Source organism: Weeksella virosa DSM 16922, assembly GCF_000189415.1.
Lineage (GTDB): Bacteria > Bacteroidota > Bacteroidia > Flavobacteriales > Weeksellaceae > Weeksella > Weeksella virosa.
On the sequence record NC_015144.1, the window covers coordinates 886,609 to 909,919 of the forward strand.

Below are 23,311 nucleotides of genomic sequence, written 5' to 3' on the forward strand. Positions count from 1 at the left end.
AACAAAATTATTGATTTTTCGTACATTTGCAAACTCAATCGTACTTAATATGGAAGAAGAAAAAAAATCATTGAATTTTATCGAACAAATCATAGAAGATGATTTGGCAAACGGAATGCCTAGAGAGAATTTACGGTTTCGTTTTCCGCCAGAGCCCAATGGCTATTTACATATTGGTCACGCTAAAGCAATATGTCTAAACTTTGGTCTTGGAGAAAAATACAATGCACCTGTTAATCTACGTTTCGATGACACGAATCCCGATAAAGAAGAACAAGAATATGTGGACTCTATTCGAGAAGATGTAAAATGGTTAGGATTCGAATGGGCCGAAGAACGCTATGCTTCTGACTACTTCCAGCAACTTTACGATTGGGCTGTAATAATGATTAAAGAAGGAAAAGCCTATGTTGATGATCAGACCTCGGAAGTGATCAATGAACAGCGCAAAAATCCAGGAGAACCTGGAATAGAATCGCCTTATAGAAATCGTTCGGTAGAAGAAAACTTAGAACTTTTCGAGCGAATGAAAAACGGTGAATTCCCAGAAGGTTCACATGTATTGCGAGCCAAAGTAGACATGACCTCTCCGAACATGAATATGCGCGACCCTGTAATGTACCGCATCCTAAATCGTCCTCATCATCGGACCGGGACGGAATGGAAAATTTATCCGATGTACGATTGGACGCATGGAGAGTCGGATTACATAGAAGGCATTTCTCATTCGCTTTGTTCATTAGAATTCAAAAATCACCGCGATTTATATAATTGGTATTTGGATCAAGTCGAGTTAGAAAGTCAACATCAAAAGCCAAAACAAAGAGAATTTGCTAGAGGAAACATTTCGTATATGATTACCTCTAAACGTAAACTCCTAAAATTAGTTACAGACAAAATTGTTACTGGTTGGGACGACCCACGAATGCCTACAATTTCTGGGCTTCGCAGAAGAGGTTATACGCCAGAATCGATTAAAAATTTTTGGGAAAAAGCAGGTATTGCTAAGCGCGACAACGTTATGGAAATCTCTTTACTAGAATTTGCAATTCGCGACCATCTCAATAAAATAGCGCCACGTGTCATGGCTGTAATTGATCCAGTAAAAGTAATTATCGAAAATTATCCCGAAAAACAAGAAGAAATCCTTGTTTTAGAGAATAATCCAGAAGATGAAAATGCAGGTTCTAGAGAAGTTCCTTTCGAAAGAGAAATCTACATCGAACGCGACGATTTTATGGAAGAAGCTCCTAAAAAATTCTTCCGACTTTCATTAGGGAATGAAGTTCGCCTAAAAGGTGCCTATATTATCAAAGCAGAAAGAGTAGAAAAAGACGAAAGCGGGAAAATAACGACTATATTCGCAACCTATGACCCTGATTCTAAATCAGGTAGTGGAACAGAAGCTTCTAAAAGAAAAGTAAAAGGAACCTTGCATTGGGTTTCGGCAAATAATAATATTCCGCTCGAAGTTCGCCTGTATGATCGACTATTCACGGTAGAATCTCCAGATGCAGAAAAAGAAGTTGACTTTATGCAATACATCAACCCAAATTCTTTAGAAATAAAACAAGGATTCGGTGAAATTGAGCTAAAGAGTGCCAAAGTAGAAGATAAATTTCAGTTCCAACGAATTGGTTATTTTGCACTCGATCGTGATTCTACAGACGATAAGTTGGTTTTCAACCGAACAGTTACTTTAAAAGACACTTGGGCGAAAATAAACAAGTAAACAAATTAGTAGAAAAAATAAAATCTAGAAAGCTCGATGTATTCTTCGAGCTTTTTTTATTATCTTACCTATTCGATCAAAACTAAAAAAATGAACAAACTCCGTATTTTTTCTTTTCTCCTTATTCTTGTTTTTCTGGTGGGGTGCAAAACACAATCTCTTTCATCCGACCAAAAACCAAAAGACAACTCTATTACCGGTAAATGGTTTTGGAAATCGAGAAGCGGTGGACTTACGGGCAATACACCCACAGCAACAAAAGAAAACCACGGTACATATCTCTTAATCACCGAACGAAAAATAACAAAATTTGTACAGGGAAAAAAAGCTTCTGAATCGGATTATATCCTGACATACGGACAAAGCATTCATAGTACAAAACCTCTACCTATTCTAGAAGTAGGTGTAAATCGTTATTCGTATTCTATGGAAAACAATCTATTGATTTTGACTGAAGAAATCCATGATGGCTTCACTGACATTTACGAGAAAAATGGTAAGAAAGAAAACTATGATGAACGATGAGCAAGAAAAAAAATCGATAAAAAGTTGGGCAGAAGATGATCGACCACGAGAAAAATTACTACTAAAAGGTCGAGCAGCATTATCGGATGCCGAATTACTTGCCATAATTATGGGGAGTGGAAATCGGGATGAATCTGCAGTACAACTGGCACAAAGAATCCTAAAAGCTGCTCATAATAACTGGAACGAATTAGCCAAGTTTGGGGTAAAGGATTTGTGTAGTTTTAAAGGTATCGGCGAAGCAAAAGCCATAAGTATTCTTACGGCATTGGAGATAGGCAGAAGAAGAAACGCTCAACTGCATCTAGAGCGCCCCAAAATTACATGTAGCCAAGATGCCTATCAACTACTACAATTACAGATGGCCGATTTACCGATAGAGGAGTTTTGGGTAATGTATCTCAACCAAGGAAATGCAGTCCTCAAATTAGAACAAATAAGCCGTGGAGGAATTTCTCAAACTTTGGTCGATATCAGAATCGTTTTCAAGAAAGGAATTGAACAGATGGCTACCGCTATGATTTTGGCTCACAACCACCCTTCGGGCAGCCTAAAACCAAGTGAAAGTGATCTTTCATTAACAAGAAAACTGCAAGAAGCCGCAAAAGTTCTCGACATCAATATTCTAGATCATTTGATTGTAACGCAAACATCCTACTTTAGTTTTGCAGATGAAGGTTTGCTTTAGGATAATTGTTTCAAATAATTGGAAAATAGAAAGGCCGAAAAAATCCCCATAGAAGTAAAAGTTATAGTTAGTGCAATTGCCGCTCCTACAATCCCGAAAGAATAGGTAAAAATAAACCCTAAAATCGTCATCATAAGGATAGAAACGACGGCTACAATTGTATTTTTTTGCGCCCAACCAACCGCTGAAAGTAAATTACTATACAAATTTCTGAAACACATATTGGCTCCTACTCCTATCAAAATTATCCAAAAAATCCAGCCATTGTGTTGGTACTTTTCTCCAAATACAAAACCAATAAGCCAATCTTTCAGAAAAAATCCTATCGTAATAAAAAATAAACTAAGTGGTATGAAAAGCTTATAATAGTTGCGGATATAAAAAAGTAAATATTGCTTGTTACGACAGTTTTCTACCAATTTAGGATAATCAGTTTGCATAAAAATGACGGGGATAAACATGAGATTCATCGGTAGGATAATTGCGAGCTTATAATTAGCAACCTCTAATTCGTTGAGCAATAACCCGATAATAAAAACATCTAAAATAAAAAGCATTTCGGATAGGAAAGCGGTTAAAGCAGAATTGAAAGAATAGTTCCAGAAGGTTTTCATATCCAGTTTCAAATCGAAAGAACGAGCAGAATCAAACAACAATCTCGGGAAGAAAACAATCGAGATCCACGGAGTGATTGCCAAACCAAATAGATAACCAAACATGCCATAGAAATAAGTAAAAGCCAAGACCAGTAACAACCCAACAATATTGATTGTGATAGAGATTTTAGAAAATTGATCATTTTCGTTCCGCATTCGGTAGTAGCTTTTTATGAACATATAGAAATAAAAGCCAATTAATCGTACCGCAAAAAACAATACAATCAACCAAATATCAGGATATTTCAGTTCATACAATAGCGCTGTTATAATGAAGAAAACGAGCAGAATAAGTTGTCTTTGAAGCCCTTTTCGGAAAATAGAATGAGCTAATTTTTCTTTGTCTTCTATTTCTTTTTCGAGCGAACCAAACCGCAGTAATCCCTGTGAAGCTCCCAAACCATTGAAAGCTGCAAACACACCAAATAATGAGGCCACTAATGTTATTAGTCCGTAATCTTCTTGGGCAATCAGGCGTACAACAAAGATAGTATTTACCAGAGCGGTAATTTTTTCGATTAGGATAGACAAGAAAACCATCAGTCCTTTGTTGCGGACAAAATCTCGAAGAAAAAGTAAAAAACTACGCATAATAACTTCTATTGATTATCATCAAGGTGTTTTTTTTGAGGATATTTTTTTCAGCGCTTTCATCACAAAAAAGAGTTGAATCAAATAGCCCAATCCAGCCAAAAACGAGTATAAGATTAGACTTGTGGTAAGTTCATTTCTAGAACCTCCTACAAAGACAGCAAAAAAAGTAACCAACACCAAATATATATTGAAAATCAATGCATAATGATTTTTTTTAATGACCATAACCACCGATTGTATAGGGTTGAGTGCGCTTCTACAAAGAATCCAAAAAGAAAGAATCCGTACAAGCTTTTGTAAGCCTTGCCATTCTGGCCCCAAAATCCAATCTAATAAAAACACGCCAATGGTATTCATCAGAACTAAAAAAACCGAAATCGCAAAAACATTATACTGAACTACTTGCCATGAAAATCGATACAATTGATGCGCTTTTGCATGAACCAATTGAGCAGATTTCTGGAAAAATACTTTCGACATAGAGTTGGACAATAAAACCAAAGGAGTAACCAAAACTTTCGCTGACATTGCAAAAAGTCCGACATCTGTTTTCGAGAAATAAAATGCTAAAAGAATATTCATCATATTATTAGCTACCACGTTCAGGGATTCTGATGGCAAAGTAAATCGAACAATCTCGCGATTTTCATGTATTGTTTTTTTTGATTTCTGCCAGTCTGGCAAAACTATCCGCCCTTTGGTAATACGAAAAAAATAGAAGCAAGTAATAATCGTTCCGATCAAAGTTCCGTAAATCAGACCATTACTTTTGTATCCTAAACCATAAAAAACAAACTGCAAAAACACAGTAGACAAAGCATTGATAACAAAACCCTTAGAGATTTTTTCAAACAATTTATACTTCGTAAAAAGTGAAGTTTGTATGTTCATCCATGCGGAAAAAAGTGCACCAAGACTACTAAGAAAAACAATCCAAAGCGATGTTCCTAATGGTATAATATGTTCGAAGACTGCATAACCCAAAAAAAACAATGTAATTGATATTGTACTCAGAACCAATAAGGAAGAAAATAAATTTCTTATTTCTCTAGGTGATTTTGATAAAACAAATATATTTTCTAGTCGGAAAGAACAAAGAATCGATAAAATGGCTACAAAACTAAGAAAAACATTATAAGTACCCGTAAACTCTGGACCATACCAACGACCAAGCACAAAACCGCCTGCTACCATGATCATTTGTGCAAAAGTGTTACCTGCCAAAAGCGATAGAACACCTTTGGCATTTTTGGTCTGGAACTTTTGTATCTTAGTTTTTAACAAATGATCAGCTTTTCTTAACTAACAAATCTACATAAAAATAGTAGCTTTGCGTACATGGACACGATAAAACACATTTTTTTTGATTTGGATAATACCCTTTGGGATTTCCGTGGGAATGCGAAATTAGCTTTAGCAGAATTGTACAAGAAATACGAAGTACAAGAAAAATATGGTTTTGATTTTGAAGAATTTCATCCTTATTATCATGACAGCAACGAAGGTTTGTGGGAACTTATCCGAGACAAAAAAATTACCAAAGAAGAATTACGTGAGCGTCGTTTTCTTGATGCTTTTACCAATATGGGAATCGACGACGCACCTTTGGCAGCACTTTTCGAGAAAGAGTATATGGAGACGATTACCAACTACAATTTGGTGGTGGAGGGTGCAATCGAGTTACTCGATTACCTGAAACCAGCTTATCAACTACATATTATTACCAATGGTTTTATAGAAGTTTCTCAACGTAAAATCACCTCATCTAATTTGCAAAACTATTTCCATACTGTGACCTATGCAGACGAACTGCAAATCTTGAAACCTGACCCGAGAATCTTCCAACATGCGCTGGATAAATCTGGAGCAAAAAAAGAAGAATCTGTTTACATAGGAGACGATTGGATTGCCGATGCTGTAGGAGCTAAAGATTTCGGGATGCACTCGGTATTTTTCGATCGATTCGATGAAAAGCTTACCTACGATGGAGTAATAAATGTCCAAACATTAGAGGAAATAAAGGAGTTTTTATAATCTCTTTTGTACTCCATCCTAGCAAAGCTCTATTCACATATTTGCCATTTTTTATACTGAGAGATAAGTCCGTTTGTAGAAGAATCATGGTTTGTAGTTTGCTGATTACTGATGAGTTCTGGCAAAATCTTCTTTGTCATTTCTTTACCCAACTCTACTCCCCATTGATCGAAACTAAAAACATTCCAAATAATTCCTTGTACAAAAACCTTATGCTCGTACATCGCAATCAACTCTCCTAGGATCCTAGGCTCCAACTTTTTATATAAAATAGAGTTGGTAGGATGATTTCCCTCGAAGCAGCGATGCGCAACCAATTGTTGAATCTCCTCTGCAGGAAATTGTTGTTGATTCATTTTCTTAATAACCGCTTCTTTATCTTTACCAAAAGCCAATGCTTCTGTCTGAGCCAAAAAGTTAGCCATTAATTTTTGGTGATGATCGCCTATCGAGTGCACTGGTTGGGCAGCAATCAAAAAATCTGCAGGTATAAATTTAGTACCTTGATGCAATAATTGATAGAACGCATGCTGACCATTCGTCCCAGGTTCACCCCAAATTACAGGACCGGTTTGATAGGATACTTTTTCTCCATTACGATCGATTGATTTTCCGTTACTTTCCATATCCAATTGTTGTAGAAACGGAACAAAAAGATGCAAATATTGATCGTAAGGAAAAATTGCATAAGTTTCGGCATCGAAAAAGTTTGTATACCAAATGCCAATTAAAGCCATTAATACAGGAATATTTTCTTTGAAATCTTTTATTAGAAAATGTTCATCCATTTGTTGTGCACCCGACAAGAGTTCTTCGAAATAATCATACCCTACAGCCAAACAAATACTGAGACCCACTGCACTCCAAAGTGAATAACGTCCTCCAACCCAATCCCAAAATACAAACATTTGTTGAGGATCAATTCCGAAATCTTCTACTGCTTTCTCGTTAGCAGAAACCGCTACAAAATGTTGTGCTATGGTCTGCTCTGTGCCTCCGTTTTCTAAAAACCAATATTTTGCTGATGTTGCATTGGTCATGGTTTCTTGGGTTGTAAACGTTTTAGAGACAATGATAAATAGAGTTGTTTCTGGATTAAGCAGACGAACTGTTTCTTGCAAATGAGAAGCATCTACATTCGACACGAAGTGAATCTTTAGATGATTACTATATGCTTTTAGCGCTTCTACGACCATGTGCGGCCCCAAATCAGAACCTCCGATACCTATATTCACTACATCGGTAATAGGCAAGTTTGTATAGCCTTTCCATTCGCCAGAAATTACCTTTTGACTGAAGCTTTTCATTTGCCCTAAGACCTTGTTTATTTTGGGTGTAATTTCTTCTTCATCTACCTTTAAGCCTTTCTGGTTAGGATTTCGCAGAGCAGTATGCAATACAGCTCTATTTTCTGTTTCATTGATTTTTTCACCTTTAAATTGCTGTTTAATAGCCTCTTTTAATTTGCATTCGTCTGAGAGCTGCAACAACAAATCTATTGTTTCTTGAGTAAGAATATTTTTAGAATAATCGAATAGTATATTTTCTGTTTCTATAGAAAATTTTTGGTATCGATATTTATCCAATGTAAACAAGTTTGCTAATGTAATACCTTTCATTTCATAGAAATGCTCCATCAGTCGTGCCCAACTATTGGTTTTTTGTGGATTTATTTTAGGTAGGGTCATGTTTAATATTAAGCAAAATCACACCAAATTTACAAAATAAATTATGAAAATTTCTTCGTTTGCATCTGTTTTGTAAACCGAAAGCTTTATCTTCGCTCTACTTATCAGCCTAAAAAACATGAAATATTTGTGTGGATTTCTAAATATTCTTTGGCGAATCTGGTTTTTACTACTCGCTAGTATTTATATCATCCCAATCGGACTTTTTATTGTTCTTCCCTTATCTTTTTCTAATTCTACCTACCCAATCGCTTATCGATTTATCCAATTTTGGGGAACGTTTATGTTCTACGGCATGGGTTTTAGAGATGATTATTCTAGTAAAGAAGAGCTCGACCCCAATCAAACCTATATTTTTATTGCCAATCACACCTCAATTGTCGATGTATTATTAATGCTACATATCCTAAAAAAACACCCGATAGTTTTCGTAGGAAAAGCAGAGTTATCACGCATTCCTATTTTCGGGTTGATATACAAACGGATTTGTATCCCGGTTGATCGTTCGAATATTAAGAGTAGAGCAAATGTTTACCCTGAGGCCAAAGAACGCCTAGCTAATGGTCTTAGTATTTTTATATTCCCAGAAGGTGGCGTACCCGATGATATGTCTATCGATTTAGACAATTTCAAAGATGGGGCTTTTTCTATCGCGATCGAAACCCAAACTCCTGTTGCAGTTTTCACGATTTGTGGCCTAAAAAAAATGTTCCCATTTGATTATTTTCATGGCTATCCTGGCAAAGTTCACGTAAAACTCAGTGCGATTGTTCACCCCAAAGGATACAATCATTCGACCAAAGACCAATTGAAACAAAAATGCCATCAACTCCTTTGGCAAGATTTACAAAACTGTCGCCAATAAGGTTTGCTTCCTCGGTTTCGGCAACGTATTTTTGTAATCCTATAACAGCTAGCTGAAAACTTTAGCTTAACCAAATAATTTTTTACACAAAAACCACCTAAAACTTTCACATGGCAATAATTGCTTATACCGACGGCTCATCTCTTGGTAATCCAGGACCAGGAGGTTATGGTTTGATTTTATTGGAAACTGAAAAAAAAATAAAAAAAGAAGTAAATAAAGGTTATCGACTCACTACCAATAACCGAATGGAATTGCTTGCGGTGATTGTTGCACTAGAAATGCTAAAAAAACCCAATACGCCTATTACCATATATACCGATAGCAAATATGTAGTAGATGCAGTAGAAAAAAAGTGGGTTTTTGGTTGGATGAAAAAAAATTTCAAAGGCAAAAAAAATGAAGACTTATGGCGACGTTTTCTTCAAGTTTACCCGAAACATCAAGTGCAACTTGTATGGGTAAAAGGGCATGCAGGAAATGTTTGGAATGAGCGTGCAGATGAATTAGCTGTTTTGGCATCAAACACAAAAGAAAATTTCGAGATTGATCACTTCTTTGAACAACATCTAAACCAAAATTAACTGTATTTTTGTAAAAAAGAAGAGAGAAATCATGAGAAAAAGCATCTTATTTATCCTGAGCTTATTGTTATTGGGGTTTTTCAGCTGTAAAACAGAAGGTGATCAACCACAAATCACTTTTTCTGGACACCTAAAAAATGTCAATATCGATAGTATATATTTGATATTAGACAACAGAGAAAAAGGTTTTCCGATTGACCCGGATGGAAATTTTTCTGATACTGTGAATATTTCACATGAAGGCTATTACCGATTTTCCGATGGTAGAAATGATTTTCCGATATATCTAATCCCAGGTGACCAAATCATGATTGAAGCCGATTATATCAATTTAGAAAACAGTCTAAAATTTACTGGAACTGGTGCAATAAGAAATAATTTCCTGATGCAGAAAGATGCAAAAATCGGCGAAATTCTCTCTGATGAAAAAAAGTTCTACAATAAGCCTGCAGAAGAATTCCGTAACAATCTGCAGCAACATTACCATCATTTTCTAGATAATCTAAAAAAAATAGAACCACAAGTAGAACTGACTTTCTACGAGGCCGAAAAAAAGAATTTACACTATCAATATTTGCTGCATTTGTATGCTTATGTAGATGCATATGCCTATTTCTATAATAAAAAACCTCAACTTACCCCCGAAATAGAAGCAGAACTAAAAAACATAGACATCAACAATGAAGAGGATTATAACAGTATTCCATCATACCGTTATTTGGTAGGATATGTGTTGGATGAACAATTACTCACAGAGCGTTTACCTGATGTTGTAGAGAAAATAAAATCACAAAAAATCAAAGATCAATTTCTTAAAAACTTGATTCCGAACATTTATCAAAATTCGAGTGAAAGTGATTTAACGTACGCAACCATCCTAAATAACACAAAAGATAAAACTATTATAGAAGCGGCCGAAGAAGCAAAAAAGAAATTGGATGAAATTCGCAGTCAGCCAAGCTTATCATTTTCTTTTCCGAACTCGGAAAACGAACAAATCGAACTAAGCCATTTTACAGGCAAATTGGTCTATATAGATTTATGGGCAACTTGGTGTAGACCTTGTTTTATGGAGTTTCCGCACCTGAAAAAGTTGGCTGCTGACTATGCGGGTAAAGACATTGTTTTTTTAGGAATTTCTATCGATAAAGAAGACGACAAAGAGATTTGGAGAAAGGTGGTAGCACAGCAAAAATTTCCTTTCGAGCAACTTTTTGCTGGAGCAGAAAGCCTGACATCGAATGCTTTCCTCTCGCAACTTAATATTCGTTTCATTCCACGATTTGTCTTGATTGGGAAAGATGGTAAAATCATTAGTCTCAATGCTCCGAATCCTTCGCAAAGTAGTATACGCCAACTGATAGACACCAATTTGGCTCGTTAACTACTCCTTCTATCAAAAATGGTAATAAAAAAGTAGAAGCTTCGACGAGTAATGTACCAACTTTGCTTCTACTTTTTCCCAAATAGTTTATGAAGAAATTTGATAAATAAATTTATTCTTTTTGTTCATGAAAAACATACACCGGAATTTTGCTATGATACGTTAACTTCTTGGTGAAACTACGCCCAAAAATTTTCTCGAAAAACGTTTTGTGTCTTGCAACAGAAGCCACTACATCTATTTGGTTGGTATCGATAAAATCCAAAACCGCTTTTTCGGCATCTTTCTCATTATACACTATATGGAACTGCACCGGCTCGTCATTAAAACGTTCTTTCCAGATTTGCAATTCTTCTATATTTTCATTTTTATTGTTGATGTTTACACAATGTACAATAGCATTATAACGCTCTGCAATCTCAATCATATGGTATAAAGTATCGATGTCCTTCTCCTCGAAATTGGTTGTAAAACAAATAGATTTTATCCCTCTAAATTCGGCATCTATCGGTACACAAAGCACAGGTGTTTTTATTTTACTAACGACATTTATAGTATTAGACCCAAACAAAACCTTATCTATCCCCGAGGCGCCATTGGTTCCCATCACTACAACATCTATATTTTCTTCCTTTACAATATCTTGAATATTGGTTACCAGAAAACCTTCTTTCAAAATAAATTTCATAGGAATATGTCCCAAGTTATGTCGCTCTGCAATTTCTCGTATTGCAGGAATTTGATCTTTAAAATTCTCAAACGTACCTAATTCGATACTTTCATAAACTGTAAAAACCAATTCTGGACTATAGCCACCATTCACAATTGGTGCACTATACGTATGCAAAACGTATAACTCTGCGTTCTGATTTTCTGCTAAATTCAATGCATAAACCAACGCATTATTTGCTGTCTCTGAGAAATCTGTAGGAAAAAGAATCTTTTTCATGTCTAAATAAATATTAGCTGTTTTTATTTCCGATAATTTACAACTTTTTTTCCCAATTCTCTACATTAATTAATTTTTATATTTGTGGTATAATGATTTTTTATGCAAAATACGTATTACCAAAAAACCATCGTTCGCTGGTCTGATTTGGATGCAAATCGCCATTTAGCGAATAGCTCTTATATGAATTTTACTAGCTTTGCTCGGATTGCATTTCTTCGAGATTTTGGCATCAGCATGAAAGATTTAGGAAAATTACAAATAGGTCCTGCTATTTTACACGAGCAATTTTCTTTTTTTAGAGAAGCCTACGAAGGCGAAGAAATCTATATTACCGCAGAAATCGACGGAATGTCGGAAGACGGAATGCTATACACTTTTGTACACAACCTCTACCGAAAAGATGGCACACACCTTTGTCATAGCCTATTAACCGGTGTTTGGTTTTCTCTTATCGACAGAAAAATGAAGGCACCGCCAGCCGAAATGTTGACCCAGCTGAAAAAATCTGTTGGAGAAAGAAAAATAAAAACGTTGACCAAAGCCGACCTCAAAAAACTACCTTCTTTTCCTCAGAATATAGATCCTACAACTTTTAAAAATATGTAAATGTTAGACGATAAAAAAATATCCAAAACCAGTTTAGATGAATTAGGTGAGTTCGGCCTTATCGAGCAAATAGCCTTAAGATTCCCACCCAAACTAACTTCTACCCTACAAGGAATTGGCGATGACGCAGCAGTAATCGACTACAAAGACGAAAAAACTTTGGTGACTTCTGAAATTTTTATAGAAGGAATTCATTTTCGATGGGATTATATGCCATTACGTCACTTGGGTTATAAAATAACAATGGCCACCGCAAGTGATTTGATTGCCATGAATGCAAAACCCCAACAATTATTGGTAAATATTGCTCTCTCGAATCGTTTTACCATAGAAGCTGTTGATGAAATTTATAACGGTATAAAATACGCCTGCGATCAACTAAAAATGGATGTTGTAGGGGGAGATACAACTTCATCTACTCGCGGACTTTGTGTTTCTCTTACCGCAATTGGTTCGGCAAAAGAAGAAAAGATTCTGTACAGAAAAGGTGCAAAACCCAAAGATTTATTAGTGGTTACTGGCGATCTAGGTGGTGCTTTTCTGGGATTACAAGTTCTCGAAAGAGAAGCGCAAGTAAACAAAGTAAACCCTAACAATCAGCCCGATTTTAGTAATTATACATACCTGATCGAGCGACAACTAAAACCACAAGCACGAATAGATATACTCGAACTTCTAAAAGAATTAGACGTTCAGCCTACCTCGATGATAGACATTTCGGATGGATTATCTTCTGAAGTTTTGCATCTTGCCAAAGAAAACGGTTTGGGTATGAATATATACGAAGAGAAAATACCACTTGACCCTTCAACTATTAGAACCGCAGAAGAATTCAATATCAACCCAATCACCTGTGCCCTGAGCGGAGGGGAAGATTTCGAGCTATTGTTCACTATCAAACAAAAAGATTTTGATAAGATAAAAGGAAATCCTAACTTCTCAATCATTGGATATGTAGGTGAAGAAAAAGAAGGAAGTTTCTTAATCACCAAAGGAAACGAACAAAAAGTTCCATTAGTCGCACAAGGTTGGCGAGAGCAGGAAGCCTAATTCATCCTACCAAAATTTTAAATAAAAACTGATTGCCATGAATCTCATCGACTATAAAAACGCGATTACGCAGGGCGATATTGCTTGCTTGAGTAAAGCGATTACGCTTGCCGAGAGCACAAAAGAAGAACACCAGATTTTTGTACAACAACTAATCAAAGCATTAGAGCCAGCAAAAATAAACTCGAAAAGAATTGCGATTACTGGAATTCCGGGTGTTGGTAAAAGTACGTTTATCGAATCTCTTGGGAAATTGTTGGTGAATCGTGGAAAAAAAGTTGCGGTTTTGGCAATCGATCCGAGTAGTATCTTATCAAAAGGAAGTATCCTTGGAGATAAAACACGGATGGAAGAATTGGCTAGAGAAAAAAACGCCTTCATCCGTCCAAGTGCAAACAATGGAAATTTGGGCGGAATCACTATCAGAACCTACGAAAGCATGTTGCTTTGTGAAGCCGCTGGTTTTGATCATATCCTGATTGAGACAGTAGGTGTAGGACAATCTGAAGTTTTGGTGAACTCGATTACCGATTTGTTTTTATTTCTTCAACTTCCTGGTTCGGGAGACGATTTGCAAGGTATAAAAAGAGGAATTATGGAAATGGCTGATCTAATATTTATTAACAAAACGGATATTTTCGAAGAAAAACTTTCGAAAGAAGCAAAATTGGATATTGTACGTTCTTTACAATTTCTACCTGCAAAACCCTCTGGGTGGAAACGAAAAACAATCCTTGGTTCTGGACTGAAAGGAGAAGGCATTGCCACTCTTTGGGAACAAATAGAATTGTATTTTGATTTTATTCTCGAGAATGGCTATTACGAACGCAATAGAAAAGAACAAAGAGCACAGCAAACCAAAAACTATGTTTTCGAGTTGGCAGAGAAAAGAATAAAAGCTTTGCTATCTCGATTTCCACTACAAGAACACACCGATGAAACGGCTTTCGAAACTGCACAAAACTGGATCAAAAACCAATTGGGAGACATGCCAAATGTCTAAACTTCGTTACGTTTTACGGGTACTAAATTTTCTAACTCCTCCGCTGTAAACAAGCGATAATCGATACGAAAAGTTTTGCCTAACGGTATTTCTAACGAAAAACCACCAGCGCCAAAACCGTCGATAACATCTAATGTAAAGTGGGCATTTTTCCAATATTCGAACAAATCTTTATCTACCCAAAACTCTACTCCATCTACTTCACCGATACAAACATCATTGGTGCGTAGATAATATCCATCTTTCACGAAACACTGAGGTTGCGTACCCTCACAACATCCGCCAGCCTGATAGAGCATTAGATCTCCGTGTGTTTCTTTTAATTGTGCTAACAATTCTTTTGCTTTATCAGTTGCATCTACTCTACTGATCATCCTAATTGTATTTTTATTAAAAATAAAAGAGAGTAAAAACTCTCTTTTATCATAATTTTAACTTAAAAAAAACCTAATTTCTTTTTATCGTAAGAAATCAACATATTTTTGGTTTGGCGATAATAGTCTAACATCATTTTGTGATTTTCTCGTCCGATACCCGATTGTTTGTACCCACCAAAAGGAGCACCTGCTGGATAACTATGGTATTGATTTACCCATACTCTACCTGCCTGGATCGCACGCGGAACTTGATATAATTGATGCGCATCTCGAGTCCAAACACCCGCTCCCAAACCATAAATAGTATCATTAGCAATACGTATTGCATCTTCTTGATCCTTGAAGGTTGTAACAGCCAAAACCGGTCCGAAGATTTCTTCTTGGAAAATTCTCATTTTATTATCCCCTTTGAATAAGGTGGGTTTGATGTAATAACCTTCTGCAATATCTCCTGTTAACGGGTTGGCTTCACCACCGGTTAATAATTCTGCTCCCTCTTCTTTACCAAGTTTGATATAATTAAGAATTTTATCATATTGAATTTTCGAAGCTTGTGCTCCTATCATTGTATTTGTATCTAGAGGATTTCCCGTAACAATGGCTTCTGTTCGTTGTACTACTTTTTCTATGAATCGATCGTAAATGGACTCTTGTATCAACAATCTCGACGGACAAGTACAGATTTCTCCCTGATTTAATGCAAACAACACAGCACCTTCCAGTGCTTTATCAAGATAATCATCATCTTCTGCCATGACCGACTCAAAGAAAATATTCGGAGATTTTCCACCTAATTCTAATGTAACTGGTATGATATTTTCGGTTGCATACTGCATCACCATTCGACCTGTTGCGGTTGAACCTGTAAAAGCAGCTTTGGCAACTTTAGGATTGGTAACTAAGGTACGCCCTAACTCGGATCCAAAACCATTTACTATATTTACGACTCCTTCTGGAATCAAATCGCCAATCAACTCGAATAGATACATAATAGAGACAGGAGTACTTTCTGCAGGTTTTAATACAACTGTGCATCCAGCAGCAAGAGCGGGAGCCAATTTCCAAACTGCCATTAGGATTGGAAAGTTCCACGGTATAATTTGCGCCACAACACCAATCGGCTCATTAACAATAAGAGAGACCGTGTTTTTATCCAACTCATTCAATGAGCCTTCCTCTGCTCGAATTACACTTGCAAAATATCGGAAATGATCAATTGCTAAAGGAATATCTGCATTGAGAGTTTCACGTACGGGTTTTCCATTATCATACGTTTCTACTGCCGCTATTTTTTCTAGATTCTCTTCCATCCGATCAGCTATCTTATTTAGAATCCTACTTCGTTCAGCTGCAGACGTTTTGCTCCAAGTCTCAAAAGCTTTGTGAGCCGCATCTACAGCGAACTCTATATCTTCTTTGGATGAATGAGCAGCTCTAGAAAAAACCTTACCTGTAACTGGTGAAATGTTATCGAAATATTTTCCTTGGACAGGCGCAACAAATTTTCCGTTAATGTAGTTGTCGTAAGTCTGCTTAAGTTCTGGTAATTGTACTAAACTCATATTTTTAATTTTTTATCTAAAGATTAATGAAATTTACTTTCTGTGAAAATATATCATTTATGGGATAAAATCTGTTAAAAAAAATAAATAATTAGATGGATTACAATTTTCTAGTTTGGCTTAATTGTTGTAGTATTGCAGTCCGAATATTTGAAAATCTGGGGCTGACTGGTTTTGACAGCAAGGATAATGGATAAGTAAGCACGTCGTGCAATGTTGTGTACGCACGTTAATCTGGCACTTCGACTTTTTAACTGGCAACGAAGAATACGCTTTAGCTGCTTAATCGACCGAATTATAGTAAGTCTCAAGCCACGTTCGTACAATGTACGAAAGCTGAATGTCTCTCAAAAGCCTCGCCTTACGGCGTTTGATACAGAGGCACAGGAATGTAAGGATAGATTGACTTTTGTTTCGCAAGTCATTCGAAAATTTAGAAACTAAGCTTATAGCAAGATGTTTGTTTCTGGCTGTAAGTCGAAAATAGAGAATAAACTAAGCGTGTAGAAAGCTTATTGGTTACTTGTTTGGACGCGGGTTCGAATCCCGCCAGCTCCACAATATATACTAAACATCAATGATTTAAAAATACACTCGGACTAAATCAGGGACTGTATCCTAATTTTAGTCCGAGTTTTTCTTTGCATAATGTATCCAAGTTCAGAGAAATCTAATTGATAAATTCCCTGAGATAGCAAAATAGATTACAGTTGATATGAACATTGTTTCAAACGAAATTAATAGCATCAATGGTATTTCATATCCGCAAAAGCAACAGCAAAAACAAAATAAAAGCGATATCAATTTAAATGTCAATGATCCCGACATGTATCAAGATGCAAATTTAAAAAGAGAAGAAGAAATGAAAGAAGAAGAAAACCAAACACGTAGAAGAGGAAGATAAAAATGCGGTTTACCGTATCATTGATACAATGCTCACAAAGTCTAAGTTTAAAGACTTCTTCAACAAAAATGTGGCTACATTGTAACAATAAACCCCGAGCAATGTTCGGGGTTTTTGGTACTTATTCTTTTGTTAGGAATGTTTTATATTTCATATGTTTACTTGAATATCTACCCGCTTCTTCTTTTTTGATATAACCATCCTTTTTAAAGGATAGAGTTATAAACGCACTTTTTTCTATAACTGTAGAATAGTATCCATTGCTATCTGAATATAGTTTGATTTTATCTTTTCCTAAATATTCATCATAATTTTTATTTCCTTTGTCATCCTCATATCTTTCATTATTAACAACAACTAATACATTACTAATTGGTTTCTTTGTTTCTTCATCAAAGACATAACCGCTTAAATTTATATTTTTTATATCGGTTACTGATAAGTAAAAGAAAAAGAAATATACAAAAACGGATATTAATAATGTGATAAGTATAATCACTATTGCTTTTTTAGTTACCATATTCATCTATCCTTTGATTTATTCTACTTTGTATGTTCTGCCCTGCTGTTGTTTGAATATTTCCGTGATTTACATTATCCCCGGTTATTTTAATATTCTTCACATTAGCACTACCTCCTGAAGAATGTGGATATCCCCTTGATCCTGGCGAATTACTACTCCCGCTATTACTTCTATTGCTACTCCCGCTACTGTTACTTCCACTACTACTGCTTGTTGCACCTGACGAAGAACCAGAAGCTCTTGACGAACTAGAAGCGCCAGAACTATTATCTTGATAAAAATTATATGCTGTGTTGACATTATCTGGTATAGTTGTATTAACAGTGGCTCCTCGTAAAGGACCATCTGAACTATCCACTATAACCATTGTATTAATTGGAATATCAGGAACTGCTTCTGCTAAATTTACAGCATTATCCCCTCCATAACTATAGCCATAAACAACAACCATATCTCCCTCTTGATAATTACTCTCCAAAAAGCTCTTTCCTGTTTCAACTCCTGGACCTTGAGTTAAAGACGGAGATATTACAGCTCCTTTAAAATCCATTCCTTGAGATCTTGCGTAAGATGCAGTAGCTTGAAATCTATCACCAGCACCTCCTGTACCTTCTGTTGTTGATCTTATTTTACCATCTCCATCAGGACCACCGTGATAAAATACTGCCAAGACACGAGGTTCTCTATTAATTACATCTTGACCAGTAGTAGGAATTCCTTCTAACCCTTCTAACTCAATTTTCCAAACTGGATTATTATGTGCAAATTGATATGGACTAATAGACATATAATCTTCCGTAATAGGATCAACACCAAAAAATCTACCAATTGCATAATCATAATTTCTATATCGAAACGTGTCCCAATTAAGTCCCAATTCGTCTTGACGCTCTTGTCCTAAGAACTTATAGTTATAACTATCACTACCCGAGGTTTGCATATTTACTACACCTATACCCACACGAACATCACTACTATTTACAATTTCTACACCCAAGGTCAAATCATTGTAACCTGTATGTTTCAGCCCAAAAGGGTAATAATGACTACCTATCATTTTTTCTTTAAAAGATTCCTTATCTCTTTTAAATCTTTTTCAAAATCAAAATTAAAGTGTTGTCCAAATGGATCTACTGTTCTTGATATAAAAAAATATGATTTTCCACCTATTTTAATATAATTAAGATAAGGTAAGATAAATCTATCAACTTTCTGTATTTCATTTAATTTAAAATATTTTTTAAAAAAAAGCTTCTTTATGATTATCTTATCTGTCTCTGATTCATATATTATTGTATTCATTATATATGAAAATCTTATAAGGAACATAAATATTGAAATATAGCATAACGTAAAAACAATTGAAGAAATTCTCTTTTCTAAAATAATTTCATGAATATTGACTAGTATTATAATAAGCACTACACCTATAAAAGAAAGTGAAATTAATATCATTAATATAAAATATAAGTAATTATATTTTCGACTGATATATTCCATAAACATTTAATTTTTAAATTTAATTCCTATCTCAACACCAAAATTAACGTTAAGGAAAGCTCCTACTCCCAACCCAAGCTTAGCTGAATTAGACCTCTCTGTACTAGTTTTACCGTTTTGCGTTTTTTCCTTAATTGTAGAATTTAAAATTGATACTGATGTGGTCGTACTTTTTGATGACTCTGTAACTTCTTTTGTTTTCTGATCGACTTTCTTTTCATTTTGCTGATCGAAACCAAATAACATTGAAAGTCCAAAACCAGAAGTTTCTTTTACTTGACCATCTTTTCCATAATAATCAACTTCTGAACTGTTATTTAAATTAGCTTTAGAGTCCAACTCTGCTCCCAATTTAACAGACCCTAATTCATTTCCTTTATAATTACCTTTAAATCCTATATTCACAGGTCCTTTGACCTTTCCTTCTACTCCAACATTTCCTGAAACAGAAGCTGTTGCCTCTACATAAACTGTTGGTTTATTTTCATCTGTCCACTGCTTAGCTTCAGAAGCTTTCTTAGTAACGTAATTTGCTGCATCCTTTGCTTTATCTTTAAGATATTCAAAAGTTTCAAGTTCTAAGCCTTCTAACTCTCTACCCATCCCCATTTTATTTTCTTGAAAAGCATAAGGACTATTATATACATATTTTTCACTCAAAGGGTCATGATTAAAAAACCTACCAATCGCATAATCGTAGTTTCTCCACTTAAAGCTGTCCCAGTTGAGTCCGAGTTCATCTTGGCGTTCTTGTCCTTGGTACTTATAATTATACGTAGCCGAACCCGTTGAGATAGAATTATCAATTCCTATTCCTATATCGCCAAATTTTGCTTCAATAGTTGTTCTATTACTTGCAATATCTTCACCTGGAGTTACAATGATTTGTTGTAACGGTTGGTAACCTTTATGTTTCAACCCAAAAGGGTAGTAGTGGTTTTCTTCCAATATTTTTAATTTGTTTTCGGTGTCATCCCAAGCATAACTCAATCTTACGTTACCCAAATGATCCGTGTAATTGTAAACATAATTATAACTTCTGCCACCACTAACTTTATTGGTCACCACATTTACATACCCTTCCGCTGTTGGGAAGAATTGTAAATCATTGTTTTTGTATTGAAATCCACCTAAATAATCTGTGTGGTTACTTTGCTACCATCTATTACTACTTTTCTTAGCTTTACACCGTTTGCATCGTAGGCGTAATGTATCCTTTTGTTGCTATTCCAAATAACTTCTGTAGGTAAATTTAGGTAATTGTATTTAATTTCGGATATTCCTTTGTTCAAATCTTGTGTTAAATTTCCGTTTGCATCGTAAGCATAATCATTCCCCGTGTTTGCTCCGTCTTTGAAACCGCTTGCATGCAAGACTTTGTCTTTTACTTTCAGCAATTTGTTGGAGTTGGCTTGATAGGTATATTCCAAATCATCAATGTAAACCGTGTTATTGTTAAGGTCTTGATTGCCCGAACGTACGATGCTTTTGATGTTACCGTTGTGGTCATATTGCAAACTCTCGTTATAGGCATTTACCACTTGGTAATTTCCTTTGGTGTAAGCAGCATCCAATAATCGGTTGAGTCCATCGTAAGCATAATCATAGCTTCTCACCGTTGGATTGTTGGCTGATTTCCATCTGGTTTCGGAAATGTTTCCGTTTCAAAAAATCTAGCGGTGAGCCACCGCCGGCAATTATTTTTTCTTTGGGTTCTTCTGATTTATTTTTTTCTTCAGATGAAAAAAATAAGTTCGGTTCGATTATTTAAAAGTTCAATAAATATGCTCTCATCGTGTCCCTGTAAGGTTTCGTTGATGTCTTTGTTTATCGGTTCTGCTGTGGTTAATTTCAGTTTCGGGTATTCAGCTTTGAGCATTGCTCCGTATTTCTTAACCGCCTCTTTTCCTGCTGTATCGTTGTCAAAAAAGAAAATGATTTCTTCTAACTGCGGTAAATCCTTTATTGCCTGTTGGTGTTCTTCGGTTAGTCCGTTCGTTCCGTAACAAGCCAATACACTGTAATTATCCGCTATTTCTTTTATCTGCAACAAACTTGCTCCGTCAATAATGCTTTCCGTTAGGATTAACTTTTTAGTATTCTTATCGGGATAATTTGGATATAAGCCCTGGCGGTTCTTTAAGTAAAAATGCTTACTTTCTTTATCGTTTAACGTACTTCTAAAATATAATCCTGTTACTTCATTCTCTTTATTTTTCAGAGCAAAGCAAATGCACCATTTCCCGAACACTCCATAAGCCTTTTCGCCTGTACGTCCTAAAATATTCTTGTCTATCAGTAAACCGTATTCCAAACATTGAGCAATTACATTTTCGTCTTTCCTTGCTCCGTGATGGAACTGCCCCGCATTGTAGCCGATTTCGGTTTTCTTAAAATCTAAATTCCTTTGCTGTAAATAATCCTTTGCAGGCTTTGAGTTGCTGACCGCATTTTTAAAGTATTGGTACATATTCCCTAAAAACTGCTCTCGGGTTAATTCGGGTTGGTAGCGTTCCTTGCTGTCTGGTTTTTGATAGCCTACTATTTCTTTTGCTTTGTTAATGGCTTGGGCTTTGGTACTGTTCTCTTTGTGCATTATAAAGTCTATCACGTCCATACTTTTACCATTGGTTTTGCAGTTGGAACTAAAACAGTATGCCGTCTGCGTTTTGTAATACACCTGCATACTCGGGGTTTTGTCCTCGTGGAACGGACAGCTTATCCGGCTCTGCTTGTCGGTTTTTAATCCGTAATAGTGAGTACGTTTGCCATTGTGAGCTTCGCTTTTATCTCGCTTATTTCCATACTTAAAAACTTTTTTAAAAAAAAAATTCATTAACCGTTTACGGTGCAAAGATACCGAATGAGTTTTATATACCAAAATTTTGACGATTTTAATTAACCGTAAACGTTTTATATATTTGCATTATCCTTTAAAATAAAGGTATTTATTAACCTTATACGTTTTAATTATGGTTACTTTCGGTAAAAGATTAAGAGAAGCAAGAGAAGCCAAAAACCTTTCACAACAGGATTTGGCTAAATTGATTGGCAGTGTACATACTGTTATCGGACGTTATGAACGTGATGAGATGAAGCCTTCTATTGACGTGGTTAAAAGGTTAGCCGATGAACTCGGAACTACCGTCGGATATTTGATTGGCGAAGCTAAAGAAGCCCAGTTTTTAAAAGACCCAACTATGTTGAAGAGATTTCAAGAGATTGACCAGCTCACAGAAAAAGACAAAGAATGTGTGTTTTCCTTACTTGATGCCTATCTTGCTAAAAGTAAATTACAAGCGTTTCTAAAATAAACAAAGCCACTCATTGAGTGGCTTTGTTTATAATTCATAAGATAACATTTCTTGTATCTCTTTATCTCCTCGTATTTCAAAGTCGAGCTTTCCAGCAAATATTTTTCCCTTATCTATAATTATTCTTGGACTATCGGAACTATCAGTTATTATGATATTGTCATCTATATAGATGTCTTTAAACATTTTATCAAACAGAACTTCATCAGGTTCTGTCCTTATAACTACTCCTTTAACTAATTGTTTTTTAGTTGATATTTGGTTTATGGTTGCTATCAGTTGAAAATAATTTGTAGTAAACTCACAAGTCAAAATAACCTCTAAATCTTCCTCTGTAAAACGTTTTTTCTTATGCAACCATTCATTTTTACACCCTCCTTTTTTAAATTCCCCAATCAAATTTAAAAGCGTGTCCAATGGAATTGGCGTAAATTCGGAAGCCTTTTTAAAACCCTGCTCCAACAATTCCAAATAGTAACTGCAATCCTCTGTACCTTTTATTTGTTCATAACGCTTCTGGTCAAATGGTAAGTAGGTTTCAAGTACATTTATTGCTGTTATTTTAGTTTCTACTGAACCATTATCAGGTAGTAACGAAATAGAAATCATATTGAATGTTCCGTTAGTATCAAATTTATATTTCCTGATTGCTTTTGAAAAATAATTACTAATAAAACGGGTATGTAACTGAAATTGATAACGTAGTTTATTGTCCGTCTTAATATAAGTATTGTAATCTAATCCTAATGCGATATATCTTAATGTCATAA

The 23,311-nt window shown here is 35.5% G+C and carries 25 protein-coding genes and 1 other RNA gene; 13 read left to right on the top strand and 13 right to left on the bottom strand.

Annotation, left to right across the window (positions count from 1 at the left end):
* Positions 1-49 precede the first annotated feature (49 nt).
* From WEEVI_RS04330 to radC, 3 genes are all read left to right on the top strand, one after another.
* Positions 50-1,732 (top strand): glutamine--tRNA ligase/YqeY domain fusion protein, encoded by a 1,683-nt coding sequence (locus WEEVI_RS04330; protein ID WP_041942072.1) that lies wholly within the window; start codon positions 50-52, stop codon positions 1,730-1,732.
* A gap of 90 nt (positions 1,733-1,822) precedes the next feature.
* The gene (locus WEEVI_RS04335) at positions 1,823-2,257 is read left to right on the top strand and encodes a hypothetical protein (protein ID WP_126414880.1); all 435 of its coding nucleotides are present in this window, start codon (positions 1,823-1,825) and stop codon (positions 2,255-2,257) included.
* A complete protein-coding gene (gene radC, locus WEEVI_RS04340; RefSeq protein WP_232013426.1) occupies positions 2,226-2,945 on the top strand; it encodes a RadC family protein in 720 nt (239 codons plus the stop codon). The genes WEEVI_RS04335 and radC overlap by 32 nt, the downstream gene beginning before the upstream one ends.
* Here radC and WEEVI_RS04345 read toward each other — a convergent pair.
* On the bottom strand, positions 2,942-4,192 hold the full coding sequence (locus tag WEEVI_RS04345; protein WP_013597950.1) for an oligosaccharide flippase family protein: 1,251 nt from the start codon (positions 4,190-4,192) through the stop codon (positions 2,942-2,944). The two genes, radC and WEEVI_RS04345, sit on opposite strands and share 4 nt — an antisense overlap.
* A 21-nt stretch (positions 4,193-4,213) precedes the next feature.
* Complete coding sequence (locus WEEVI_RS04350; RefSeq protein WP_013597951.1) at positions 4,214-5,479, bottom strand: lipopolysaccharide biosynthesis protein; 1,266 nt, start codon at positions 5,477-5,479, stop codon at positions 4,214-4,216.
* A 54-nt stretch (positions 5,480-5,533) separates the two neighbouring features.
* Between WEEVI_RS04350 and WEEVI_RS04355 the strand changes: the two genes are divergently transcribed.
* Positions 5,534-6,229 (top strand): YjjG family noncanonical pyrimidine nucleotidase, encoded by a 696-nt coding sequence (locus tag WEEVI_RS04355; RefSeq protein ID WP_013597952.1) that lies wholly within the window; start codon positions 5,534-5,536, stop codon positions 6,227-6,229.
* A gap of 29 nt (positions 6,230-6,258) precedes the next feature.
* Here the strand turns inward: WEEVI_RS04355 and pgi are convergent, their stop codons facing one another.
* Entirely contained in the window at positions 6,259-7,917 is a 1,659-nt protein-coding gene (gene pgi, locus WEEVI_RS04360; protein WP_013597953.1) for a glucose-6-phosphate isomerase, read from the bottom strand.
* A 118-nt stretch (positions 7,918-8,035) separates the two neighbouring features.
* Between pgi and WEEVI_RS04365 the strand changes: the two genes are divergently transcribed.
* The 3 genes from WEEVI_RS04365 (at position 8,036) to WEEVI_RS04375 (ending at position 10,750) form a co-directional block, all read left to right on the top strand.
* Entirely contained in the window at positions 8,036-8,782 is a 747-nt protein-coding gene (locus WEEVI_RS04365) for a lysophospholipid acyltransferase family protein (protein WP_013597954.1), read from the top strand.
* A 110-nt stretch (positions 8,783-8,892) separates the two neighbouring features.
* The gene (rnhA, locus tag WEEVI_RS04370; protein WP_013597955.1) at positions 8,893-9,366 is read left to right on the top strand and encodes a ribonuclease HI; all 474 of its coding nucleotides are present in this window, start codon (positions 8,893-8,895) and stop codon (positions 9,364-9,366) included.
* 31 nt (positions 9,367-9,397) lie between these two features.
* A complete protein-coding gene (locus WEEVI_RS04375; RefSeq protein WP_013597956.1) occupies positions 9,398-10,750 on the top strand; it encodes a TlpA family protein disulfide reductase in 1,353 nt (450 codons plus the stop codon).
* 112 nt (positions 10,751-10,862) lie between these two features.
* Here the strand turns inward: WEEVI_RS04375 and WEEVI_RS04380 are convergent, their stop codons facing one another.
* Entirely contained in the window at positions 10,863-11,699 is an 837-nt protein-coding gene (locus WEEVI_RS04380; protein WP_013597957.1) for a universal stress protein, read from the bottom strand.
* 102 nt (positions 11,700-11,801) lie between these two features.
* On the opposite strand from WEEVI_RS04380, the gene WEEVI_RS04385 reads away from it, so the two are divergent.
* The 3 genes from WEEVI_RS04385 to meaB are packed head-to-tail and all read left to right on the top strand — an operon-like array spanning position 11,802 to position 14,361.
* Positions 11,802-12,308: an acyl-CoA thioesterase gene (locus WEEVI_RS04385; RefSeq protein ID WP_013597958.1), complete on the top strand. Its 507-nt coding sequence runs from the start codon at positions 11,802-11,804 to the stop codon at positions 12,306-12,308.
* Positions 12,309-13,358 carry a thiamine-phosphate kinase gene (gene thiL, locus WEEVI_RS04390; RefSeq protein WP_013597959.1) on the top strand — a complete coding sequence of 350 codons (1,050 nt, stop codon included), beginning with the start codon at positions 12,309-12,311 and terminating at the stop codon, positions 13,356-13,358. It begins immediately after the preceding gene.
* 37 nt (positions 13,359-13,395) lie between these two features.
* On the top strand, positions 13,396-14,361 hold the full coding sequence (gene meaB / locus WEEVI_RS04395) for a methylmalonyl Co-A mutase-associated GTPase MeaB (protein WP_013597960.1): 966 nt from the start codon (positions 13,396-13,398) through the stop codon (positions 14,359-14,361).
* On the opposite strand, the gene WEEVI_RS04400 is transcribed toward meaB, so the two are convergent.
* The gene (locus WEEVI_RS04400; protein WP_013597961.1) at positions 14,358-14,735 is read right to left on the bottom strand and encodes a DUF779 domain-containing protein; all 378 of its coding nucleotides are present in this window, start codon (positions 14,733-14,735) and stop codon (positions 14,358-14,360) included. The two genes, meaB and WEEVI_RS04400, sit on opposite strands and share 4 nt — an antisense overlap.
* Before the next feature lie 62 nt (positions 14,736-14,797).
* On the bottom strand, positions 14,798-16,300 hold the full coding sequence (locus WEEVI_RS04405; protein ID WP_013597962.1) for an aldehyde dehydrogenase family protein: 1,503 nt from the start codon (positions 16,298-16,300) through the stop codon (positions 14,798-14,800).
* A 160-nt stretch (positions 16,301-16,460) separates the two neighbouring features.
* Here WEEVI_RS04405 and ssrA point away from each other — a divergent pair.
* Both ssrA and WEEVI_RS04410 read left to right on the top strand, forming a co-directional pair.
* Positions 16,461-16,861, top strand: a transfer-messenger RNA (tmRNA) gene (gene ssrA / locus WEEVI_RS11130).
* Between the two features lie 154 nt (positions 16,862-17,015).
* Entirely contained in the window at positions 17,016-17,204 is a 189-nt protein-coding gene (locus WEEVI_RS04410; protein WP_013597963.1) for a hypothetical protein, read from the top strand.
* A 121-nt stretch (positions 17,205-17,325) separates the two neighbouring features.
* Here WEEVI_RS04410 and WEEVI_RS04415 read toward each other — a convergent pair whose 3' ends face one another.
* From WEEVI_RS04415 to WEEVI_RS04440, 6 genes are all read right to left on the bottom strand, one after another.
* The gene (locus tag WEEVI_RS04415; RefSeq protein ID WP_013597964.1) at positions 17,326-17,730 is read right to left on the bottom strand and encodes a hypothetical protein; all 405 of its coding nucleotides are present in this window, start codon (positions 17,728-17,730) and stop codon (positions 17,326-17,328) included.
* Positions 17,714-18,784 (bottom strand): RHS repeat-associated core domain-containing protein, encoded by a 1,071-nt coding sequence (locus WEEVI_RS04420; RefSeq protein ID WP_013597965.1) that lies wholly within the window; start codon positions 18,782-18,784, stop codon positions 17,714-17,716. Before WEEVI_RS04420 ends, WEEVI_RS04415 begins: the two co-directional genes overlap by 17 nt.
* Positions 18,781-19,029: a hypothetical protein gene (locus WEEVI_RS11255; protein WP_126414876.1), complete on the bottom strand. Its 249-nt coding sequence runs from the start codon at positions 19,027-19,029 to the stop codon at positions 18,781-18,783. Before WEEVI_RS11255 ends, WEEVI_RS04420 begins: the two co-directional genes overlap by 4 nt.
* Before the next feature lie 204 nt (positions 19,030-19,233).
* Positions 19,234-20,292, bottom strand: a complete 1,059-nt coding sequence (locus WEEVI_RS10915) for an RHS repeat domain-containing protein (RefSeq protein WP_052295758.1) — start codon at positions 20,290-20,292, stop codon at positions 19,234-19,236.
* A 65-nt stretch (positions 20,293-20,357) separates the two neighbouring features.
* Positions 20,358-20,843 (bottom strand): hypothetical protein, encoded by a 486-nt coding sequence (locus tag WEEVI_RS04435; RefSeq protein WP_052295759.1) that lies wholly within the window; start codon positions 20,841-20,843, stop codon positions 20,358-20,360.
* Positions 20,844-20,962: 119 nt separating this feature from the next.
* Positions 20,963-22,063, bottom strand: coding sequence for a CHC2 zinc finger domain-containing protein (locus WEEVI_RS04440; RefSeq protein WP_081448699.1), 1,101 nt, complete (start codon positions 22,061-22,063; stop codon positions 20,963-20,965).
* Positions 22,064-22,199: 136 nt separating this feature from the next.
* On the opposite strand from WEEVI_RS04440, the gene WEEVI_RS04445 reads away from it, so the two are divergent.
* A complete protein-coding gene (locus tag WEEVI_RS04445; RefSeq protein WP_013597968.1) occupies positions 22,200-22,541 on the top strand; it encodes a helix-turn-helix domain-containing protein in 342 nt (113 codons plus the stop codon).
* A gap of 27 nt (positions 22,542-22,568) precedes the next feature.
* Here the strand turns inward: WEEVI_RS04445 and WEEVI_RS04450 are convergent, their stop codons facing one another.
* Entirely contained in the window at positions 22,569-23,309 is a 741-nt protein-coding gene (locus tag WEEVI_RS04450) for a hypothetical protein (protein WP_013597969.1), read from the bottom strand.
* Positions 23,310-23,311 lie beyond the last annotated feature (2 nt).

What these genes read in the sequence shown, in the direction of transcription:
- WEEVI_RS04385 (WP_013597958.1), top strand. Translation starts at nt 11,802, where the DNA reads ATGCAAAATACGTATTACCAAAAAACCATCGTTCGCTGGTCTGATTTG.
- WEEVI_RS04445 (WP_013597968.1), top strand. Translation starts at nt 22,200, where the DNA reads ATGGTTACTTTCGGTAAAAGATTAAGAGAAGCAAGAGAAGCCAAAAAC.
- WEEVI_RS04450 (WP_013597969.1), bottom strand. Translation starts at nt 23,309, where the DNA reads ATGACATTAAGATATATCGCATTAGGATTAGATTACAATACTTATATT.
- radC (WP_232013426.1), top strand. Translation starts at nt 2,226, where the DNA reads ATGGTAAGAAAGAAAACTATGATGAACGATGAGCAAGAAAAAAAATCG.
- WEEVI_RS04405 (WP_013597962.1), bottom strand. Translation starts at nt 16,300, where the DNA reads ATGAGTTTAGTACAATTACCAGAACTTAAGCAGACTTACGACAACTAC.
- WEEVI_RS04355 (WP_013597952.1), top strand. Translation starts at nt 5,534, where the DNA reads ATGGACACGATAAAACACATTTTTTTTGATTTGGATAATACCCTTTGG.
- WEEVI_RS04375 (WP_013597956.1), top strand. Translation starts at nt 9,398, where the DNA reads ATGAGAAAAAGCATCTTATTTATCCTGAGCTTATTGTTATTGGGGTTT.
- WEEVI_RS04410 (WP_013597963.1), top strand. Translation starts at nt 17,016, where the DNA reads ATGAACATTGTTTCAAACGAAATTAATAGCATCAATGGTATTTCATAT.
- WEEVI_RS04330 (WP_041942072.1), top strand. Translation starts at nt 50, where the DNA reads ATGGAAGAAGAAAAAAAATCATTGAATTTTATCGAACAAATCATAGAA.
- WEEVI_RS04380 (WP_013597957.1), bottom strand. Translation starts at nt 11,699, where the DNA reads ATGAAAAAGATTCTTTTTCCTACAGATTTCTCAGAGACAGCAAATAAT.
- pgi (WP_013597953.1), bottom strand. Translation starts at nt 7,917, where the DNA reads ATGACCCTACCTAAAATAAATCCACAAAAAACCAATAGTTGGGCACGA.
- WEEVI_RS04420 (WP_013597965.1), bottom strand. Translation starts at nt 18,784, where the DNA reads ATGATAGGTAGTCATTATTACCCTTTTGGGCTGAAACATACAGGTTAC.
- WEEVI_RS04345 (WP_013597950.1), bottom strand. Translation starts at nt 4,192, where the DNA reads ATGCGTAGTTTTTTACTTTTTCTTCGAGATTTTGTCCGCAACAAAGGA.
- WEEVI_RS04415 (WP_013597964.1), bottom strand. Translation starts at nt 17,730, where the DNA reads ATGAATATGGTAACTAAAAAAGCAATAGTGATTATACTTATCACATTA.
- WEEVI_RS11255 (WP_126414876.1), bottom strand. Translation starts at nt 19,029, where the DNA reads ATGAATACAATAATATATGAATCAGAGACAGATAAGATAATCATAAAG.
- rnhA (WP_013597955.1), top strand. Translation starts at nt 8,893, where the DNA reads ATGGCAATAATTGCTTATACCGACGGCTCATCTCTTGGTAATCCAGGA.
- WEEVI_RS04335 (WP_126414880.1), top strand. Translation starts at nt 1,823, where the DNA reads ATGAACAAACTCCGTATTTTTTCTTTTCTCCTTATTCTTGTTTTTCTG.
- WEEVI_RS04400 (WP_013597961.1), bottom strand. Translation starts at nt 14,735, where the DNA reads ATGATCAGTAGAGTAGATGCAACTGATAAAGCAAAAGAATTGTTAGCA.
- thiL (WP_013597959.1), top strand. Translation starts at nt 12,309, where the DNA reads ATGTTAGACGATAAAAAAATATCCAAAACCAGTTTAGATGAATTAGGT.
- WEEVI_RS04440 (WP_081448699.1), bottom strand. Translation starts at nt 22,063, where the DNA reads ATGAATTTTTTTTTTAAAAAAGTTTTTAAGTATGGAAATAAGCGAGAT.
- WEEVI_RS04365 (WP_013597954.1), top strand. Translation starts at nt 8,036, where the DNA reads ATGAAATATTTGTGTGGATTTCTAAATATTCTTTGGCGAATCTGGTTT.
- meaB (WP_013597960.1), top strand. Translation starts at nt 13,396, where the DNA reads ATGAATCTCATCGACTATAAAAACGCGATTACGCAGGGCGATATTGCT.